Genomic DNA, 21652 nt, shown 5'->3' with positions numbered 1-21652 from the left:
TTAAGGCTGTCTCAGGACAGCCTTTTTTAAGCGTATGAAAAGAGTAGAACTTCTTTCACCGGCTGGTGGATATGAAACAATGGTGGGAGCATTCAATGCAGGTGCTGACGCCGTTTATCTGGGCGGATCCAAATTTGGTGCAAGAGCCTATGCTGACAATTTTGACAGAGATCAGGTTCTTGACGCTATTTCCTACGCCCATCTCCATGATAAAAAGATATATATGACGGTCAATACGCTGGTCAAGGAAAACGAGTATGGCGAGCTTTATGACTTTATGCTTCCATATGCAGACAGAGGGCTTGATGGAGTAATAGTTCAGGACCTTGGTGTTATGCGTCTTATAAGGCAGGAATTCCCCGGGATAGAGCTTCACGCCAGCACTCAGCAGACAGTGACCGGTGTATATGGTGCCAAACTCCTTAAAGAGAGGGGCTGTACCAGAGTTGTGCCAGCCAGAGAGCTTAGTCTATCTGAGATGAAGGCCATTAGAGATGAGGCTGACATCGAGGTAGAGGCATTTATTCATGGTGCAATGTGCTACTGTTATTCCGGAATATGTCTTTTCAGCAGCGTTGTTGGAGGCAGGAGCGGTAACAGAGGCAGATGTGCTCAGCCCTGCAGACTTCCGTATAGAATGAATGGCAAGTCAGGAGAGCAGTATCCACTAAGTCTTAAGGATATGAGCACGATTGCCATTATTCCTGAACTTATCGAGGCAGGAATAGACTCTTTTAAAATCGAAGGAAGAATGAAGAAACCGGAGTACTCTGCCGGTGTAACGGCTCTTTACAGGAAATATATTGATAAATACTACGAGAATCCAAAGGGGGATCACAGCGTATCCAAAGAGGATATGGAGATACTTAGAAACCTCTATCAGAGGACCGGTATCAGCGACGGATATTATCACAGACACAATGACAAGGCTATGGTAACTGTAGTTTCACCGGCCTATAACCCAACATCGGAGGAGATTCTGTCAGAGGTTCATGAGAAGTTCCTTACATCAGAACTTAAGCTAAAGTGTGACATTTTCTGTGAGCTTAGGGTTGGAGAGGCTGCTAAGATTGCAATGTCGCTTTCTTTTGGTGACGATGTTATTTACGAGGAGTGCACGGGTAGTGAGGTACAGGCTGCATCCAAGAGACCTCTCGAAGAGGAGAATGTAAGAAAGCAGCTCCTTAAACTTGGCGGAACACCTTTCGAGTGCGAGAACATCGAGATCACTATTGATGATAATGGCAGTGGAACAGGAATATTCATCGCTGTAAGTGAGCTTAACGAACTCAGAAGAACGCTTGTTGCAAAGGTGACAGACAGGCTTTATGAGATCAAAAAGAGTGCACAGAAGATAAACTCTTATGAGAATGTTAGGCACTTTACCGACCTTGATTCATATAAATCTGTAGCTACTATGAGAGGACCTTTACATATCCTTTGCAACACTAAAGAGCAGTTAAGTACTGTACTTGAGAGAGCTGAGAATAATACCGATATTGGTAGAATATATGTAGACAGCAATATCTTTTTATCTGTTGATGTAAAAGAACTTTCGACTAACATTTCGAATCTTGAGATGTTTGTAGCGCTTCCTTATGTCACAAGGCAGGAAGACTTTGACGGCTGCAAGGAAGTTCAGAGAGTACTTGATAAGCTCCCGGAATCGGGATATACAGGTGTTCTTGTAAGAAATCTCGAGCAGCTGGGCTATCTATGCGATAAAGGTTTTACTGGCAAAGCTGTCTCTGATTACAGCGTATATACCTGGAATAAAGAAGCAGCAATGGAACTAATAGACTGTAATGAACAGGATGGATTCAGACTTGAGGAAGTAACTGGGCCTTATGAGCTTAACTTTGGTGAAGCAAGAGATATGGCAGGAGAGCTCAAGAAGACAGTAGATATTCCTGTATCCTACAATCTCTATGGCCATATGCCCATGATGGTAAGTGCAGGCTGCATCAAGAAGACAACAGACAGATGCAGTGGACGTGTTCATGAGCTCTACAGTGAAAACACAACCATTATAGACAGACTCGGCAATGTGCTGCCTGTAACCTGCAATTGCAGACATTGCTATAACGTGATCTGGAACGTCCATCCAACATCTCTTCATGGAAGAATGGGCAAGATCATGAACGAAAAGAGCTTTGATCACTACCGCATTGATTTTACTATTGAGAGTGCAAAGAGATGCGGAGAAGTTTTGGACTATTACACGGATCTGTATAACGGAGCAGATGCGTCAGATATATTTGAAAGTGGCAGCTTTACCACAGGACATTTTAAACGCGGAGCAGAATAAGAACTTAAATGGAATTATACGTAACTGAGATATCAAAATATGTCATTGATATTTTTATGCTGATCTATGTGATAGAGGCTTTCATGGCCTTTAGATACAAGACAGAGAAGAAGAGAAAAGGCTTATACATAAGACAGATCATCTGCATGTTTGCCATGCAGGTTTCCTGTTTTATCCAGATAATAGCAAGGACCGGTAAGCCTGTTTATCTCTTTTTCTTTGCGTTTCAGATAATCATCTTCGCATCGGTGCTGATGCTGTTTTATGTTATCTATCCTGAAGGCAACAGGCTTCTTATCAACAATACCTGCCTTCTTCTGATGATCGGAATGATAATCCTGACAAGACTTTCCTATGATAAGGCCGTCAAGCAGTTCTTTATCGTAACTGCTTCCTTTATCATTGGCTTTTTTATTCCTGAGGTGATCCTTAGATTTGATTATCTGAAGAAACTGACCTGGATATACGCAGGAGCCGGGATTGTTGCCATAGGAGCAGTGCTTTTATACGGCGCTGTTACTAATGGTTCCAAGATTTCTTTTACCCTTGCGGGAATTACATTCCAGCCGTCTGAGGCAGTTAAGGTGCTGTTCTTATTTTTTATGGCCGGAGCGCTTCTTGAGGCGGAAAATATCTGGCAGCTGTTTCTTGCATCAGTCGTAGCAGCCGGACATGTGATCATTCTTGTTCTTTCAAGGGACCTTGGTAGTGCGCTTATATTCTTTGTCATATATCTGGCACTGATCTATATTTCTACTGAGAACATCGGATATCTCTTCATAGGCCTTGGACTGGGGGCGGTAGCCAGCGTGGTTGCTTACAAGCTCTTTTCCCATATAAGACTAAGAGTTCAGGCCTGGCTTGATCCCTTCGGAGATATAGAGACTTCCGGCTATCAGCTCTCGCAATCTCTGTTCGGTATTAGTAGTGGAGGCTGGTTTGGCCTTGGACTATATGGTGGTTCTCCCAGATCAATTCCTTATGTTGAGCAGGATTTCATTTTCTCGGCAATTGCTGAGGAAATGGGGGTAATTTATGCTGTTCTTATGGCGCTTGTCTGTGTCAGCACATTCTTTATGCTCATGTATGAGGGCTATTATATCAAGGATAAATACTACCGAATGGTGGTTTGCGGAATTGGTGTAGCTTACATATTCCAGACGTTTCTTACAATCGGCGGAGGTGCCAAGTTCATCCCTCTTACCGGTGTAACACTGCCTCTGGTCAGCTACGGAGGAACATCTGTCCTTGTATCAATTGTGATGATCATGATAGCAGAAGGTATCTGCATGATAAGGACAGACGAGAGATTCGAAGCCATGGAGAGGCGAAAACAAAAACGCGAGCAGGAAAGAAGACAGAATGGAACAACAACAAAAGCCTAAGAAAAAGAAAATACGATCATATCCAATACTTGTCATCTCTGCGTTTTATGCTCTGATTTTCTGTGTGATGCTGGGATATATCAGTGTTTATGCGTATAACAACAGACAGGTTCTTATGAACAACAGCTACAACACCAGACAGCAGATCCTTTTGAATCAAAACCTTCGCGGATCGATACTTTCAAGAAACGGAGATGTGCTGGCTTACTCAGAGACCGATGCAAACGGCAAGGATGCCCGTGTCTATCCCTATGGGAAAGAATTTGCTCACGTGGTAGGTTATTCAACAAACGGAAAGGCAGGTATAGAAGCCCTTGCCAACTATTACCTGATAAATACAAGTATTGATCTGCCTGATAAGGTTGCACTGGATACACAGGGAAGCAAGTATCCCGGAGATATGTGCATCACAACACTTGATGTAAATCTCCAGGAGGTTGCTTACAACGCACTTTCAGCCAGAAAGGGAGCAATAGTTGTAACAAATCCGAAGACAGGAGAAGTCCTTGCCATGGTGTCAAAACCTGATTTTGACCCAAACACAATTCAGAGTGACTGGGAGAGCCTTCTTGCAGACAAATCACCCGATGCCAAGCTTTTAAACAGAGCAACGCAGGGCATGTATCCTCCGGGATCAACCTTTAAGATCATTACAACACTTGCGTATTTAAAGCAGCATCCAAAGGATTATACAAATTATAAGTTTAGCTGTAATGGAAGGTTTCAGGCTGAGGGAGAGAGCATTCAGTGCTTTCACGGAGAGGTACATGGCAGTGTGGATCTTACAAAGTCATTTGCTGAGTCCTGTAACTCATCCTTCGCCAACATAGGTGTAAGCCTTGATCGAAAGGTCTTTTCCGAAACAATAAATCAGCTTTTGTTTAACCAGGAGCTTCCAATAGATATCCTGTATGCAAAGAGCAGTGCCAAAGTTGACCAGAGCACAAGCGTGGGAGATGTAATGCAGCTCTCTATCGGTCAGGGAGCAACTTCAGTTTCGCCTATGCACATGAATATGATCACCTGTGCAATTGCCAATGAAGGTGTTCTGATGAAGCCTTATCTGGTGGATTCAATTAAGAGCGTAGATGGAAAGACTGTTAAGAATTATGAGCCTGATTCCTATAAGAGACTAATGACTGCCCTTGAGGCTGATACAATAAAGGGCATGATGAAAGAAGTTGTTGAGTCCGGAACTGCAAGCAAATTAAAAGGCCTTTCCTACACAGCGGCAGGAAAGACCGGTTCTGCTGAATTTACCAATACTACAACTGATTCTCATGCATGGTTTACAGGATTTGCACCTGCTGATGATCCGGAGATCTGCGTGACCATTATCGTGGAGAACGCAGGAAGCGGTGGAAGTTTCGCTGTACCTATTGCTAAGAGAATCTTCGATGCATACTTCGGAGTGGAGTGAGCATCAGAATACTGAAACAATGGCCAGTTGCATGTTGGTCGAAAGGTCAATAAGTGAATTGTCACTAAGTTTAACGAGAGGGCGTGAGAGCGCCTTCTCATTTATTAATATGACTTCTCCGATCTGGCCGTTACTAAGCTGTACGTTAAAGCCAAGCTGAGAGTTTGCTATATGTGACAGGATGGACTTGATAGCAGCAAAGTCATATTTAACGAAGCCTTCGTTCTCATAGTTAGCTATGATCTGGAATGGATTGAGCTTCTGACGATAGGTTCTTGGCGAAGTCATGGCTTCATAAGTATCGATAATTGCTATATATTTGGCGAACTGATCGATTTCATTTGATTGAAGTGATTTGGGATAGCCTGAACCATCGCACCTCTCGTGATGCTGAAGAGTTGCATTTAAAATATGCTCGTCAAAAGAGCCATAGCTCTTTAAAAAATCGTATCCGATGGTGGTATGTCTCATTACAAGCCTGTATTCTTCAGAAGTGAGCCTTTCGGGTTTCCAGAGGATCTGATAAGGAATGCTGAGCTTGCCGATGTCATAGACAAATCCGCACTGAATGAGGAGGTTGATGTCCTCATTGGAAAGACCGAGCCATGTGCCAAATACGCCGGCGATGAGAGCGGAGTTAAGGCAGTGAGCGTGAGTCATGTCATCCTCACCGGGAAGCATATTGTAGAGGTAATCAAGAAGTAGTTCTCCACTTTTTGCGCATACAATGATATTGCGATAAACCTCCATAAGCTGGTTCATGTTAATGGGAGTTCTGTTGGTTACCGCACTTACTACGAGATTTTTGAAAACAGGGAAATATATTCTATAGGTGGATTCAAAGGCCTTAAAGCCTTCTGTCAGACGGACTTTTTCGAAATGAGTGGTGGCAAAGTCTGCTTCTTCCTTGATGGGGACAACCAAAATAGACTGCCTTGCCAGTTTCTCAATGATTGTATCATTTATTTTGGTGTTCTTTGAAACTATGATCTCATTCTGATAATTCAAGACGTCTTCAGCTACAACCATCCCCGGTTTTAGCTCCATTCTAGCAACAGACTTCATACGACTCCTCCGATAAATGAAGTGCAATCATAATTTAAAAATCTAAATCTATATGATAATATAAGTATATCTGTTTATAAGACGACATTCAATTTGTTTTTATGCAGATAAACGATATTTGGGAGATGTTTTGGGGTATGAGATCAAGAGGCTTTTGCCGATTCTATAAGAACCTCTATTGGGGTGATTCTATTAAGATGCATTCGCAGGTGAAATGGAGACTCTCTCACGGAAGAGGACAGTTCACGATCTATTGTTTAAAAAGAGCTGATTCCGACGGTGATCAGCTTGATATTATCCACAGTGCATTCCTTCAGCAAAAATATTTCAGAGACAATCCTGCATATATATACGGGATTGCAGGAAGTTATAACGAAGCCCTTGATCTTGTGCTTAAGATTACGGATGAAGCTATAAAGGCCGGCTATGAGGGAAGAATTCTGGATTACCTGGATGATAAGGATACTAAAAAATAATTACCGGAGTGTATTATGTTACTTACTGGAGTTTTGACGGTTTTAAAAATAATAGGAATTGTGCTGCTGGTGATACTGGCAGTTATTCTCTTACTTCTGTTATTGGTTTTGTTTGCACCGATCTTTTACAGGATAGATGCAAATGTTCCGGAGACGGAGCTTGATAACGGCTTTGATACGGATAAGGTATTCGCCAAAGTGTCTTTTCACTGGCTATTGTTTGTTATAAGAGGCGGAATAGAATTCCCCAAGAACAAAGAGTTCACGCTGAGAGTCTTTGGGATAAAGATCCTTCCAAAGAAAGAGAAACCTGAAAAAGAAAGCAAAAAGAAGGACAAAGACAAGGAAAAAGATACTGATGAGAAGCCGTTAGAAGATATGACTTCGGAGGAAAAGAAGGAAGAAGAGAAACCGGAGAATGTTAAACCAAGTGAAGAAGTAACTGATTCTGAGGCTTCAGAAACAGGTTCAGATCTTGAAATGAAAACCGAGGATGAAGAGCCTAAATCTTTTCTTGATGTTTTATGGAATATTATAGATAAAATAGACAATATTCTGAAAACACCACTAAATGTGTTTGAAAAAATACGATATACAATATCTAGAGTTTGTGATAAGATAGAAATGATTAAAAGCACCCTTGAAAACGATATTTTCAAGAGAGCATTTGCACTTGTTAAGAAGAAACTGATCAAGATAATCAAGATGATCCTGCCGGATAAATATGATATAGATTTAATGCTAGGCACCGGAGATCCGGCCCAGACAGCAGAGATCATGGCCGGCTATGGAGCACTGTATCCTTATCTGTACAAGAAGGTCAGATTCGAACCTGATTTCGAGCGGAAAGTCATAATGACTGATGCTCATATCAAAGGACATATAACATTATTTACTATTGTCTACAGCGCAGCTGTTTGCTATTTCAACAAGGATGTGAAGAAGACAATAAAAAGATTTAAGAAGATTATCAATTCATAATTTATATATTTTGGAGGGGTATCATGGCAGAGAATAATTTTGGCGGTGTTGTAGAATCCTTACTCAGCGGTATGAACAGAGTAATGAGCACCAAGACAGTGATCGGAGAGCCTACTAAGGTTGGAGATACAATCATACTTCCATTGGTAGATGTTTCATTTGGGGTTGGGGCAGGCTCAACTTCTGCCGATAAAAAGAATGGAGGATGTGGCGGATTTGGTGCCAAGATGTCACCAAGTGCAGTCCTTGTTATAAAGAATGGTTCAACTAAACTTGTTAACATCAAGAATCAGGACGCAGTTACCAAGGTACTTGATCTGGTTCCTGACATCATGAACAAGTTCAGCGCTAAGAACGAAGGAATCATGGATGATGATGAAGCAGTAAACATTGCTTTCCCTGAGGGCACTGAGGAGAAGTAATAAATCCACAAGGCGGGGGGATTCCTTATGGAAGAAAAAAGAAATATTGAAGAAATCATTTTAAACGGAACAGAAGACGAGCTTGCAGAGCTCAGAATATGGCTTTTCAAGGAAAGCGTACGTCTCGAGAACCAGGAAAGTGCTCTTTCTGAGCAGTACGAGGGACTCTACAGAGACGAAATGGCTTTTAAAGAGAGGATGGATGCTGCTGAGAAGAAACTTGAGACAGCAACCCGAAAGCTCAACAATGAAAAGGCATTATTCGATCAGAGACTCAGGATATTGAACAATGGTTTTGATCAGCTTAACTCCGATAAGAAGAAGCTCGAGAGTGAATTTATCAGACTCGAGAGAGAAAAGGCTTATCAGAGAGAGGATGAGTATGATGCCATTGATATGCTCTTTAGAGGTGTCAACAGTCCGCTTACTTTGAAAAAGAGATATAAGGACCTCATGAAGATGTTCCACCCGGATAATGTAAGTGGTGACTCCTACATGGTGCAGCTTATTAACGAAGAGTACAGAGTTCGCTGCAGTCATTATGACATGTCCATGTGATAAGGAAAATTCTTTTGACACTAAAATTTTAATATGATATTATAACCAAGTCATTGCAGTGTCTGTGCAATGACTTGTGTGTTTAGTGGGGACTAAACGTCTGGCGTATCTGCCGGAATTTTCATTTTTATAGTTAAAAATTTATTGACACAATCGAACATCTGTTTTATATTTATATTATCAAGACGAACGGATGTTCTAAAAGGAGGAAATATGGAAAGAGAAGAAAAACAAAAAGCATTGGAAGCAGCCCTTGGCCAGATTGAGAAGCAGTTCGGAAAAGGCGCTGTTATGAAGCTTGGTGATTCCTCGGATACAATGAACATTGAGACTATCCCTACAGGATCTCTGAGCCTTGATATTGCACTTGGACTTGGTGGAATCCCTAAGGGAAGAATCGTTGAGATCTACGGACCTGAGTCCAGTGGTAAGACAACCGTAACACTTCACATGATCGCTGAAGTTCAGAAGAGGGGTGGAATTGCCGGATTTATCGATGCTGAGCATGCCCTTGACCCTGTATATGCCAAGAATATCGGAGTTGACGTTGATAACCTGTATATTTCACAGCCTGATTCAGGCGAGCAGGCTCTTGAAATCACAGAGACAATGGTTAGATCAGGAGCTATCGATATAGTAGTTGTTGACTCTGTTGCAGCTCTTGTTCCCAAGGCCGAGATTGACGGAGATATGGGAGATTCACATGTAGGTCTTCAGGCAAGACTTATGTCACAGGCCCTTCGTAAGCTCACAGCAGTTATCAGCAAGTCTAACTGCACAGTAATATTCATCAACCAGCTCCGTGAGAAGGTTGGTATCATGTTCGGTAATCCTGAGACCACAACCGGTGGACGTGCTCTTAAGTTCTACTCATCAGTTCGTATGGATGTACGTAGAATTGAAGCTATCAAGCAGAATGGTGAGAACATCGGTAACAGAACAAGAGTTAAGGTGGTTAAGAACAAGATTGCTCCTCCTTTCAAAGAGGCTGAGTTTGATATCATGTTCGGTAAGGGAATCTCTATGACCGGTGATGTCCTTGATCTTGCAGCAAACGCTGACATCGTTAACAAGTCAGGCGCATGGTACCAGTACGAAGGTGAGAAGATTGGTCAGGGTCGTGAGAATGCTAAGCTCTACCTTGAGAACAATCCACAGGTACTTGCAGAGATCGATGCCAAGGTAAGAGCTCATTTTGGTCTTCCTGTAGACGGCGCCAAGGCAGCACCTAAGGCAGCTGAGTCTGCAGAGAAAGAACCAGCTAAGAAGGGCAGAGCAGCCAAGGCTGAATGATAGTACCATAATTAGTCGATTTTTTTGTCCCCTGATAGTTCATATAACTATCAGGGGATTACTTTAAATATTGTGTGGGGATATTATGACAGTCACAAATATAGTTGAATTAGATAAAAAGAGATGCAAAGTATATTTGGATGGTGAATTTACATTCGTTCTATATAAAGGGGAATTACGAGATTACAGTATAAGAGAAGGACAGGAGCTATCTGAGACAAATTACCAAGAGATTATGGATGTTGTTCTTCCTAAGCGCTGTAAACTAAGAGCTATGAATCTCTTGCAAAAGAAAGACTACACTGAGAAACAGCTACGTGATAAGTTATCAGAAGGTCTTTATCCAAGAGAAATCATGGATGATGCGATTCATTATGTAAAAGCATATCACTACTTAGATGATGAACGATACGCCAGAGATTATATCTCTTACCATATGTCCATAAGGTCTAAGAACCGAATTATCCAGGATCTTTCAGGGAAGGGTATCAGTAAAGATGTCTTTATGCCTATAGTTGAGGAACTTTATGTAGAAGAGGATTCTGAAATAGAACTTGAACAGATTAAAAAGCTACTTTCCAAGAAACACTATGATCCTGAACAGACAGAATATAAAGAGAAACAGAAGATAATGGCGTTTCTTTTGCGGAAAGGCTTTCAAATGTCTGATATTCGCAGAGCAATGGAACTTTATGATGAATAATCAATAAAAGAGAACTGATTCACATTGTTGAATCAGTTCTTTTTTATATATGCTGTTGATAACGATATGTATGTAATCGTAGACGGGCATATTCTAGAAGACAATGACCCAAACATCAATATTGATGCAGCTAAGGCTTTCTTTGAGATGATTTCATCCGAATATTCATCTGTTCCAAATATTATCTACGAAATATGTAATGAGCCCAATTGTGACACAGATTGGAATGATGTTTATGGATATTCAGAGCAGATAATAAAAATTATACGTAATAATTGTACTGATTCCCTTATTCTTGTCGGCACTCCCGATTATGACAGAAATCTCGCGCCATGCGTAAGAAAGCCACTTCCGTACGATAATGTAATGTATGTTCTTCATTTCTACACAGCATCTCATCATGAGGGATTACAGATCTGCTGTGGACTGGTTCGAGATACTGGGAGAGTACGGCATTATTTCACATTTGATCAGAAATATAGCGTATAGAGTATTGAGGTGATTTGGCTTGACGTTATATAGTCGCACAATATTCTAAAATAAAAATTAAATTTCTTAATTTTACGATTTTGTGTAACAATAATTCGTTAAAATATAATTGTGGGTTTTTCTTTGTTTGAAGTATTGTGCAGGAGATTAATATGAGAAAAAAGATTGTATCTGTCCTTATTGCAAATATTATTTTTGTGTCAAATGTTGCTTTTGCTCCGTTTATTTCAGATGCAGTTTTCTATGATGGTACTGATTTAACTGAAAATACTCAAGTGGAAGAATATGAGGAAGATGTTGAATCTAATGAGTCGGATATTTCTGATGAACAGGTCTATGTCAAGATATCAGGATTTGAAGAATTGCCTGATGAAATTGCTTATCAAGAGGTAAAAGCAGGAACTGCATTAGAAGATATTTTCTTTCCTGACACATTAAATATTGATGTTGTCGCTGATACTGATCATGATGAAAGAATAGCTAAACAACTGGGGAGTGAGCGCGCTAGCCATAAGTCTGAAGATGTGTCAGAAACTGAAGGGCTAGAAAATGAAGAACCAGAAGATGAAGAACTGGAAGAAGACCCCAGTGATGATATCATGTTCTTTGACTCAGAAACAGGAGAGGTATCTTCAGGCGTTATAGATAAAAGTGATTCAAGCGAAAATGATAATGAGATAAATGATGTAGAAAGCAGTGATAGCGTTGAAGATGTCTATGACAATAGTTCAAATTCATCTTCGGACAACATAGTACCTGATGATTCTGAAACGAATGATGAAGAAGTCAGTGAAGATGGTGATTCGATTACATTCTTTGAAGAAACAGATGCTCCGATAGAGGAGGAAGAAACCGAAAACGGAGAAGGACTCATTGGCAAGATTAAAGATGTACTTGGTATGAGCAGAGTCCATGCAATTGATTCTGTTAATGACGATGAAATTAGTCATGAGATGGTATCAGGAATTAAGTGGATACTCGATCCTGTCCTTAATGGAACTGACGAATATGATCCTAATATGGTAGGAATGGAATATGTATTTACACCGATATTGCTTATTCCGGATTTCTACTATGTTGAGGCCAAGCTCCCGACCATTACAGTTAAGATTATAGAAGAGTACTTCGAGTTTGATGAAACTGTAGAAGTAGACGGCGTCAAAATAAGAGTAAGAGCAGATAAGGGAGTATTTCCTTTAGGTGCTTCTGTTAATGCAAGTAAGCTTGATGGAGAGCAAGAAGAAAGAGTAAATAGCGTATTATCGGAACAGATTGAGACAGATTGTAATGTCGTAAAATCATACTCATTTGACATACAGATTCTTGATGAAAATGGTAAAGAAATTGAGCCTGATACTGAAAAAGGCAGAGTAATTGTATCATTTGAATCGGAAGAAGTAACGAATGAATCTCTTAAAGCAGATATTTATCATATATTGGATGAAAAGAAGCAGGAAGATTCTGAATCAGCTGTTCTGGGAGCAACTCGTAGTATGTCCGAAGACAATTCATCTTCAGATGATATAGTAGTTGAAAAGTTAGCAGCAGTAGTTGTTGATGTTGAAGATGCTAAGGCTATTGAAGCTGTAACATATGGTTTCTCAACGTATGTTCTTAGATTTAGCTATGAAGGAGAGCTTAATTACGAGATTAAACAGTCAGTAGTATCTTTGGATGATGTTCTCAAGGAACTGCAGATTGCTCAAGATGACGATGGAAAAGAAATAAATACAATTTCAACAGACGACTCATTAGTGAATTACATCTACGTTGATACACTGGAATATGAAATAGATTCAAGTGGCCAAACAATACCGACAATTGATGATAATGGCCTGTTTAAGCCAAGTAATTCGGGTAAGTGGTTTTTGGTTGTTCAAAAGCCTCAAAAGAATATCGAGACAACATTAGATATAACTTACGGCGGACTTACATATGCTCTCACATTGAGCATTGGAGATATTTCCGCAGAAACAGTTGACTTCGAAAATGGAGGTTATCCATCCGGTATAGAGCTTGGTACAAATTCCTTTAAGCTTAAAATGCCTATAAGGATTAATAGTAATGCACAAGAAAAAGGAGCTGTTTCTTATCAATGGGAGAGCAGTGATACAAATGTCGACAGCTCTTTTACTCCTATCATGTATGCTAACACTCAGGAATATGGCGTTAGTTCTTCTTCTGCTGTAGGAAAATGGTACAGATGTCGAATCAATGGTCAGGCAAGTAATGCTGTTCAGGTAATAACCAAAAACTCAGATATGTTACGAGACTGGGTTGGTGTAAATACTGATTCAGACCAGTGCTATATTACAAATGGTACTATGGCATATACGCTCAATTCTATAACAACTTCGGCAGGAAGAGTAGTACAGACCTTCGATGTAATCGGAGACTTTGAAGATGATATGCTTACAACTACTGCAAGTGGTGAAGGATGGAAAGTTCTATCAAGCGAGCAGGCAAATCCAATAAGTTCAGGTTTTGGCGCTGGGGCAGCTTTGAAAGAGCTGTATTTCAGGTTTAACGAAAACGATCCTTCGATTTTGTATGGTTCAGCAAATCTGCCAGATGGTTACCGCTCTTTTGCATTTGGAGAAGACACTGCTATTGGCAATAATTCAATTGCAACTTATGCAACAAACGGTACCATTTATGCAAATAAAAATAGTGGCGCTATAGATTGCGTCACATACATGGCTGTTGATTCTATCCAAACAGCATCTACTAAGATGAAAAGTAAGGCTGAAGCGATCCAGTTACCGGCATATGCTGTTCTGCCGATAACCACAACAGGTCTAAAAGTATGGATGGGTATTCAAAATCCATCGCATCCACTCGCTTACACAAGCAGTGAACTCAATTTGCTTGAAAACAAACAGGGGTCACTGGGGATGTCATGGGTTAATGTTCCTTCCGGATCGAATGTTGAGTTTGCTTTTTCTCTTGATTCTTTATGGGATGTATACTCACTTGAAAAACATAAGAGAGTATCCAATTCTTCATATTATATGCCAAGTGAATTAAAGACAAATGTAAAAGGTGTATCACTCAATAACGAAGGAAAAGCTAAGCTTCAGACTTATGCTGAAACAGTTGGTACTCCTTATGACGATGTTGTTGTAAATATGAATTTTGCTTCTGCTGAACTCTCGGACTCAATCATTGACGAGTTTAAAGGAAAGAAGAATCTGACCAGAGATTCTCAGGATTCATCAGATGTAGGAAGTACAACAGCATATTTCGCCGATATAATTGAAATTGATGTAAATCAGACGGTTACTACAAATGGTTCTTCAAGTAAAAGCAATGTTTCAGAGGTTGTTGATAACAATAAGAAAGCTGTACTTCTTCCATTTGAAATATCCTACGATTTCAGTGACAAGAAAAACATAACTTTACTCAGGGAACATGATGGTACTGTAAGTTCCATGAGTACAAGTGGTTCCGGGGAACGTTATAAATTAGATAAGTCTAATGGCAAGATAATTGTTTATGCATATAAATTTTCGACTTACGCTGTAGCATATCAGTCATCAATTCAGTATTACACTGTAACTTTTGACAACGGAACAGAAAAAACAACAGTTAAAGTTAAATCCGGCGATAAGGTTTCACAACCTTCCGATCCTGTAAAAGATGGATATACATTCAAGGGATGGTATCTGAAGGGGGCTGCGACAACCGGTACAACATCATCTAAGAATACTACCACTGCGTCTGCATATAACTTTGATACACCGATAACAAAAAATATTACACTAATAGCAGGCTGGTCAGCTATAAAAGAGGCTAAGGGTGATACTAAGGATGTTAATGGTGATTCAAGAGCGCCTAAAACCGGAGATACACTTCCTATAGTATGGCTATGGGTAATTATCTTGGTAGTTGGTCTAATTACTTTTGCATTTTCAGCTCACGAATTATACACAGGTGATAAAATAAGCACAACTATAAAGTTTTTGATCACCAAAATTCGTGAAAACAGTGCCAAGATTTTATGCATTATCAGTGCGATTGCAATAGTTGGTTCTTCAATTGCTCTTTTCACTACAAGAAATCAGTATGAAGAAGCTGAGCACATTTATAGTGAAGCAGAGGAGACTTATATTGAGGAAACACCTGATCAACCGGAGGAAAGGCCCGAGGTTGCAGGAGTGAAAAAGGAACGAGAAGAGTGGAAGCATGTAAATGTTAATATGACTGAACTCCAAAAGAAGTATCCTGAGGCAGTTGGATGGATTTATTTCGAGAATGAGGATATCAGTTATCCGATAATGTTTTCCGGTGATAATTCAAAATATGTTACTACTGCATATACCGGTAAGAAATCAAAGGCTGGCGCAATCTTTGTTGATTGCGAGTCGTCACCTGATTTTTCGGATCCGCACAGCCTGGTTTACGGCCATAATATGAAAGACATGTCTATGTTTGGTAAACTTCGCTACTATGAGACAGATCCGGAATATTATGATGAACATCAATATTTTCAGATTTTCACAAATGATTCGGTTTACAGATATCAGATTTTTGCATGCGAAGAAGTAGCTGACAGCCATGATGTATTCTGGACATTTGGAAAAGAGCCTTCAAATTATTGGAAGACTCTTAAAAAGCTTGAACGTGATTCGCTGATTGATACGGGAATTCAGACAAACGAATCAGATCACGTTATAACTCTGTCAACATGTACAGATGATGAGAATACAAGACTGATAGTTTGCGGAGTAAGAACTGATTCATATGATTATGAATAGTAGAGATTGGCTGGTATTGACATCGGTAAATACTCTTATGTTATGCGCCTCTTGTCTTTTTGGGCAAGAGGTGTTTTGTTTACAGAATGCTTTTTAATACGTATTATCTGGGATGGCATAAGATCTAATTATATTTTTCTATACGGATAAGTGACAAAAGATGTTATAATTTAAAATCGAATTAAAGATGTTCTTTAATACTCATCTTTGATCTTATATAAGGAGCATAACATGCAATTGCCATATAAAAAAGCAAATGTTCATCTGTTTATTGAAGTCTTTAAAACAATGAAGTGGGCTTTGAATGTTTTAAAGAACTATCAATCAAGACTATATTTATACATTGTCATTTTAATCTTGCAAGCAGTTTATCAGATTTATATGACTAGCAGAATAGGAAATATTGTTGATCTGGCACTTGAAGATAACATATCAAAAATGCTTGGCACAGGACTGATATTATTGGGGTTATACATTGCAAACATAATAATTTCAATTATCAGTAATCGATTTGCCTGCAGAAATTACAATGGAATGTATAATGACCTAGAGTTAAAAATTTATCGCAAGATTATGGATGCCTCATGGCAAGAACTTTCGGATTATCATTCAGGTGATCTTATTACGAGATTATCATCAGACATAAAGACTATTGCAGGTAATACCAGTGGACTTGTTCCGACACTTATAGCAGAGTTGACCTTAATTACAAGTGCGGGAATCTATATGATTTACTTGGATTATAGTATGGTTTTTCTTGCAATTGTAATAGCACCGATTGTAATTATCGCATCACGAATTTTTATGGGAAAGATATACGAATCGGAAGGGAAAATACGTGAGATTGAATCAAAGATAAACTCATATAATGTTGAAACCTTCGAAAATATACAGGCTGTTAAAGCTTTCGGTATTAAAGATTATTTCTATGATAGAATGAACCGGATAGAAATAGACAGAAAAAAAATAGATTTAACTACTAATAAATATATAATGAGTTCTTATGCTGCATCTTCTCTTGCCGGAATAGCAGCAGCTTTTATATTGTTTATTTGGATGTTTTATAGAGTGCATTCAGGTGTCATATCTTTTGGCTCACTTTCTGTAATTGCATTTTTGGCACTACAGATAGCCAGAGCAATGGAAAAGCTTTTGGATCTCATACCAACAATAATGGCATATATGGCAGCGTCTGACAGAGTTAAGAAGCTTCTTTTAATACCAGACGAAAAGAACTTTGATTCTGAAGAAAATAAGAAGCTTTTGAGTGATATCGCGAATAAAGGCTTTTCGATTTATATAAAGGATATGTATTTCAAATATAAAAATGACTATGATGTCTTTGAGGGGGCAAATCTTACAGCCGGCGTAGGCGAGACAATTGCAATTATAGGTCCATCCGGAGAGGGTAAGACCACGATGCTTAGAGTTTTACTTGGGATAGTCACAGCAAATTGCGGAAAGGTTTACATTTCAGACGGAGACAGGGAAGTTAATATGGGAATTCTGACAAGACCAATTGTCTCTTACGTACCGCAAACCAATACCATGATGGCTGGAACAATACGTGAAAATCTGAAAATGATCAGACCAGAGATTTCTGATGATGAAATTTATGAAGCTCTTAAAATAGCATGCATTTATGATTTTGTTGTAAAGTTACCTAACAGACTTGATCATATGCTCGGACAAAATGGACAAGGTCTGTCAGAGGGGCAGAATCAAAGACTGGCTATTGCCAGAGCATTACTCAAAAGATCTCCGATTTTGCTACTTGATGAAGCAACTTCGGCTATTGATGTTGCAACCGAAAGAAGAATAATTGATAATATACGAACGCTGTATCCGCAGAAGATCATTATACTTACAACTCATAGACCTACAGTCTTGTCTAAGTGTGACAGGGTATACAGAATAGCTGATAAAAAGACACAAGTAGTTGAACAGGCAGATATTCAAAGACTGATAGATGAATTTTAGGAAAATCAATCTTTTTGAGAGGTAACAAGTTTTGGGACTAGACATGAGGGTAATGTAATTAAGTTATGAGCGAAGACCTTACACATCAAAATAAGATTTATTCATATAATTAAGAACTGTAGATAAAATATTTAAAATGATTATTGATATAGTGGGCATGTGCACCTTGACACCCAAAACAAATATAGGGTAAAATTAATCTGTTGTAATCTTGTATATTAGTGCGCTTATTTAAGGCAAGCTATACAAAATATTGTACAATGAAAATTGAATAAGGAGGTGCTCCTGTAATGACCACTGTAATTGCAGTAGTAGCAACTCTTGTCATCACTGCTCTTATTACCTGGTTTTTGGCAACAACACATTTTAAGAATGTATCAGATGCCAAGATCGGTAGTGCTGAGGAGAGGGCAAGAAAAATCATCGACGAAGCCCTTAAGAATGCTGAGGACACAAAGCGTGAGAAGCTCCTTGAAGCTAAGGAAGAAGCCCTTAAGACCAGAAATGATCTTGAGAAGGAAGTCAAGGACAGACGTAATGAAATGCAGCGCTCTGAAAGACGTATCCAGCAGAAAGAGGAAAATGTCGAGAAGAGAACCGAGGCTATCGAGCGAAGAGAGCAGAGTTTAAGTGCTCGTGAAGAGAACTTGAACAAGAAGACAGAAGAGGTTGCTAAGTTAAACGAACAGAGGCTACAGGAACTGGAAAAAATCTCTGGCTTAACCTCCGATCAGGCCAAAGAGTATCTTTTAAAAATCGTTGAAGATGATGTGAAACACGAATCAGCTATCATGATCAAGAACATGGAAGCTGAGGCAAAGGAAGAAGCAGATAAGAGAGCCAAGGAAATAGTTGTAGGTGCTATTCAGCGCTGTGCAGCAGATCACGTTTCCGAGACTACCATATCTGTAGTACAGCTCCCCAATGATGAGATGAAGGGTCGTATCATTGGTAGAGAAGGACGTAACATTAGGACCCTCGAGACTATGACCGGTGTAGATCTTATTATTGATGACACACCGGAGGCTGTAGTTATTTCCGGATTTGATCCGATCCGCAGAGAAGTTGCACGTATCGCTCTTGAGAAGCTGATCGTGGATGGACGTATCCATCCTGCAAGGATTGAAGAAATGGTCGAGAAGGCACAGAAAGAAGTTGCTGCCAAGATCAAAGAAGAAGGTGAAAATGCTGCTATCGAGGCAGGTGTTCACGGACTTCATCCTGAAGTGATCAAGATTCTCGGACGTATGATGTTCAGAACAAGCTATGGACAGAATTGTCTGAAGCATTCAGTAGAGGTAGCACAGCTTTGTGGACTTATGGCATCTGAGCTTGGACTTGATGTCCGTGTAGCGAAGAGAGCCGGACTCCTTCATGATATCGGTAAGGCTGTTGACCATGAGCTTGAAGGCTCACATATTCAGCTCGGTGTTGATATCTGTAGGAAATATAAGGAATCACAGGTTGTTATCAATGCGGTAGAGGCTCATCACGGTGACGTAGAGCCACAGTCCCTTATAGCAGTTCTTGTTCAGGCAGCTGATACAATTTCATCAGCAAGACCTGGAGCTAGAAGAGAGACACTTGAAACATACACATCACGATTAAAAGAACTCGAAGATATTACAAATAGCTTTAAGGGTGTTGATCACTCATTTGCTATTCAGGCTGGTCGAGAAGTCAGGGTAATGGTAGTTCCTGAGCAGGTTACTGACGAAGACATGGTTATCATGGCTCGTGAGATTGCCAAGAAGATCGAGGACGAGATGGAATATCCCGGACAGATCAAGGTCAATATCATCAGAGAGAGCAGAGCAACTGACTTTGCTAAGTAATGATATCCATTATGCTTAGAAAAATGCATAAAAGAGGTTATCCTTTTTGGATAACCTCTTTTTTATTCTTCATATCTATAGTATTATATATTTAAAAAGATTGTGCGCTATTAAATAAAGGGGGTACAACTATGCACGAATCAGGTGAAGACTATATCGAGACCATATATCTCCTCAAGAAGAAAAAGGGAGTTGTACGTTCTATTGATGTTGCAAATGAACTTGGTTTCTCGAGACCCAGTGTATCAAGAGGCGTCAGCATCTTGAAGGAAAACGGCCTTGTTATCATGGAAGATGACGGTGAGCTTAAGCTTACCGAAGAAGGACTTAAGACTGCCAAGAAGGTATATGAAAAGCACACCAATCTCACCAAATTCCTGATGCTCACAGCGGGGGTAAATAAAGAGATAGCAGAGACCGATGCCTGCAGGATTGAGCATATAATAAGCCCTGAGACTTTCAAAGGCATCAAGAAATTTGTAAAAGAACACAAAGAAGAGCTTTAATAAGAATCTTTTAATAGGATCATAACTAAAGGTTATGGTCCTATTCGTTAGTAAATGAGGTACAATATGCTTCCGGAATTATTTAAGGAGAAGATGAAGAGTCTCCTTTCGGAAAAAGAATATGATGAATTCATTTCATCTTTTGAAGAAGATGAGGAAAGACATCACGCCTTGAGACTTAATCCTCTTAAGGTAAAAGAGAAACCGGACTTCTGCAAAGAGCCTGTTCCTTGGGAAGAAAACGGCTTTTATTATGATGCAGATTCAGCCCCGGGCAAGCACCCATACCATGAAGCGGGTATTTACTATATCCAGGAACCTTCAGCCATGTCTCCGGTCCATTTCCTTGACCCCAAGCCCGGTGAAAAGATCCTGGATCTCTGCGCAGCTCCAGGAGGAAAATCCACACAGATAGCTTGCAGAATGGACTCCCAGGGCATTCTTGTTACAAATGAAATAAACAGAGACAGAGCTAAAATATTATCTCTTAACATCGAGAGAATGGGCATAAAAAACGCTCTTGTTCTAAATGAGGATTCAGGCCATCTTTCTCAGGTCTTCGAAGGATACTTTGATAAGATCCTTGTTGATGCACCATGTTCCGGAGAGGGCATGTTCAGAAAGAACGAAGAAGCCTTTTCTGAATGGAGTCCTGAAAATGTTGAGATGTGTGCAGCCAGACAGAAAGAGATCCTGGACAATGCAGCTAAAATGCTTGTTCCCGGAGGAAGGCTTGTCTATTCCACATGCACGTTTTCGCCCGAAGAGAATGAAAAGAACGTCTCATCATTTTTGGAGCGAAACCCTGATTTCCATGTAATGCACGTTGAACTCACCGGCGGAATGGAGAATGGTCGAACTGAGTTTGCAGATCCTGACTGCAATGCGGAAGTCGCTGATTCAGTAAGACTATGGCCTCACAGAGTACGTGGTGAAGGTCATTTTCTCTGTGTATTTAAAAGAGACGGTGAAATGGTATCAGGAGCTGCCTCATACATTCCCGGTGGTAGAAACATCAAGGCTAAAATCGAGATGATCAAAGTGTTTAACACATTTGCGGAAGAATGCTTTGATAAGAGCTTTAAGCTTCCCGAGGGCATTATAATATCTTTTGGAGATCAGCTCTACCTAACGCCATCTGATATGCCCGGTATAAACGGCCTGAAAGTCATAAGACCCGGACTTCACCTTGGAACTGTGAAAAAAGACCGTTTTGAGCCATCCCATGCACTTGCTCTTGCAAGTAAGCCTGAAAATGTCAAGCTCTCAGTAGACCTGCCATCAGATTCTGCTGATATCAAGCAGTATCTAAACGGGCAGACACTTAGGCTATCCGACAGCTCTTTTGCCGGAAAAGACAAATCGAAAGGGTGGTGTCTTGTGACCACCGACGGCTACAGCATAGGCTGGGCCAAGCTTGCATCAGGTATGCTGAAAAATCATTATCCAAAAGGACTTAGAATAAATTACTGAC

16 protein-coding genes are annotated in these 21652 nt (G+C 40.0%); 15 read left to right on the top strand and 1 reads right to left on the bottom strand.

The features are described 5' to 3' along the window. The first annotated feature begins 34 nt into the window (after nucleotides 1–34). The 3 genes from G633_RS0102915 to G633_RS0102905 are packed head-to-tail and all read left to right on the top strand — an operon-like array spanning nucleotide 35 to nucleotide 5113. Nucleotides 35–2308: a peptidase U32 family protein gene (locus G633_RS0102915; protein WP_026519014.1), complete on the top strand. Its 2274-nt coding sequence runs from the start codon at nucleotides 35–37 to the stop codon at nucleotides 2306–2308. Between the two features lie 8 nt (nucleotides 2309–2316). Beyond that, nucleotides 2317–3693 (top strand): FtsW/RodA/SpoVE family cell cycle protein, encoded by a 1377-nt coding sequence (locus G633_RS0102910; RefSeq protein WP_026519013.1) that lies wholly within the window; start codon nucleotides 2317–2319, stop codon nucleotides 3691–3693. Beyond that, nucleotides 3671–5113, top strand: a complete 1443-nt coding sequence (locus tag G633_RS0102905) for a peptidoglycan D,D-transpeptidase FtsI family protein (RefSeq protein ID WP_026519012.1) — start codon at nucleotides 3671–3673, stop codon at nucleotides 5111–5113. The genes G633_RS0102910 and G633_RS0102905 overlap by 23 nt, the downstream gene beginning before the upstream one ends. A 3-nt stretch (nucleotides 5114–5116) precedes the next feature. On the opposite strand, the gene G633_RS0102900 is transcribed toward G633_RS0102905, so the two are convergent. Next, entirely contained in the window at nucleotides 5117–6178 is a 1062-nt protein-coding gene (locus G633_RS0102900; protein WP_026519011.1) for an HD-GYP domain-containing protein, read from the bottom strand. Between the two features lie 137 nt (nucleotides 6179–6315). Between G633_RS0102900 and G633_RS0102895 the strand changes: the two genes are divergently transcribed. From G633_RS0102895 to G633_RS0102840, 12 genes are all read left to right on the top strand, one after another. Next, nucleotides 6316–6654 (top strand): hypothetical protein, encoded by a 339-nt coding sequence (locus tag G633_RS0102895; protein WP_022767017.1) that lies wholly within the window; start codon nucleotides 6316–6318, stop codon nucleotides 6652–6654. A 15-nt stretch (nucleotides 6655–6669) separates the two neighbouring features. Further along, nucleotides 6670–7635, top strand: coding sequence for a DUF2953 domain-containing protein (locus G633_RS0102890; RefSeq protein WP_026519010.1), 966 nt, complete (start codon nucleotides 6670–6672; stop codon nucleotides 7633–7635). Nucleotides 7636–7658: 23 nt separating this feature from the next. Continuing rightward, the gene (locus G633_RS0102885; protein ID WP_022767019.1) at nucleotides 7659–8057 is read left to right on the top strand and encodes a GerW family sporulation protein; all 399 of its coding nucleotides are present in this window, start codon (nucleotides 7659–7661) and stop codon (nucleotides 8055–8057) included. Between the two features lie 27 nt (nucleotides 8058–8084). Beyond that, the gene (locus tag G633_RS0102880) at nucleotides 8085–8615 is read left to right on the top strand and encodes a hypothetical protein (protein ID WP_022767020.1); all 531 of its coding nucleotides are present in this window, start codon (nucleotides 8085–8087) and stop codon (nucleotides 8613–8615) included. A gap of 213 nt (nucleotides 8616–8828) precedes the next feature. Further along, nucleotides 8829–9908 carry a recombinase RecA gene (gene recA / locus G633_RS17185; protein ID WP_035770421.1) on the top strand — a complete coding sequence of 360 codons (1080 nt, stop codon included), beginning with the start codon at nucleotides 8829–8831 and terminating at the stop codon, nucleotides 9906–9908. A 235-nt stretch (nucleotides 9909–10143) separates the two neighbouring features. Beyond that, on the top strand, nucleotides 10144–10611 hold the full coding sequence (locus G633_RS0102870) for a regulatory protein RecX (RefSeq protein ID WP_242838816.1): 468 nt from the start codon (nucleotides 10144–10146) through the stop codon (nucleotides 10609–10611). A gap of 27 nt (nucleotides 10612–10638) precedes the next feature. Beyond that, nucleotides 10639–11100 (top strand): cellulase family glycosylhydrolase, encoded by a 462-nt coding sequence (locus tag G633_RS0102865; protein ID WP_026519008.1) that lies wholly within the window; start codon nucleotides 10639–10641, stop codon nucleotides 11098–11100. Between the two features lie 152 nt (nucleotides 11101–11252). Continuing rightward, nucleotides 11253–15857 carry a class B sortase gene (locus G633_RS19035; protein WP_051199863.1) on the top strand — a complete coding sequence of 1535 codons (4605 nt, stop codon included), beginning with the start codon at nucleotides 11253–11255 and terminating at the stop codon, nucleotides 15855–15857. 231 nt (nucleotides 15858–16088) lie between these two features. Further along, complete coding sequence (locus G633_RS0102855; RefSeq protein ID WP_026519006.1) at nucleotides 16089–17837, top strand: ABC transporter ATP-binding protein; 1749 nt, start codon at nucleotides 16089–16091, stop codon at nucleotides 17835–17837. A gap of 290 nt (nucleotides 17838–18127) precedes the next feature. Beyond that, complete coding sequence (gene rny, locus G633_RS0102850) at nucleotides 18128–19672, top strand: ribonuclease Y (RefSeq protein WP_022767025.1); 1545 nt, start codon at nucleotides 18128–18130, stop codon at nucleotides 19670–19672. 131 nt (nucleotides 19673–19803) lie between these two features. Then, complete coding sequence (locus G633_RS0102845; protein ID WP_026519005.1) at nucleotides 19804–20178, top strand: metal-dependent transcriptional regulator; 375 nt, start codon at nucleotides 19804–19806, stop codon at nucleotides 20176–20178. Between the two features lie 66 nt (nucleotides 20179–20244). Beyond that, nucleotides 20245–21651, top strand: coding sequence for an RsmB/NOP family class I SAM-dependent RNA methyltransferase (locus G633_RS0102840; RefSeq protein ID WP_026519004.1), 1407 nt, complete (start codon nucleotides 20245–20247; stop codon nucleotides 21649–21651). Nucleotide 21652: the final 1 nt, after the last annotated feature.

The sequence above is a fragment of the Butyrivibrio sp. FCS006 genome (genome assembly GCF_000424525.1).
Taxonomy (GTDB): domain Bacteria; phylum Bacillota; class Clostridia; order Lachnospirales; family Lachnospiraceae; genus Butyrivibrio.
The sequence above is the reverse complement of the archived record's forward strand: the minus strand, read 5'-3'. Positions and strand labels throughout refer to the sequence as shown.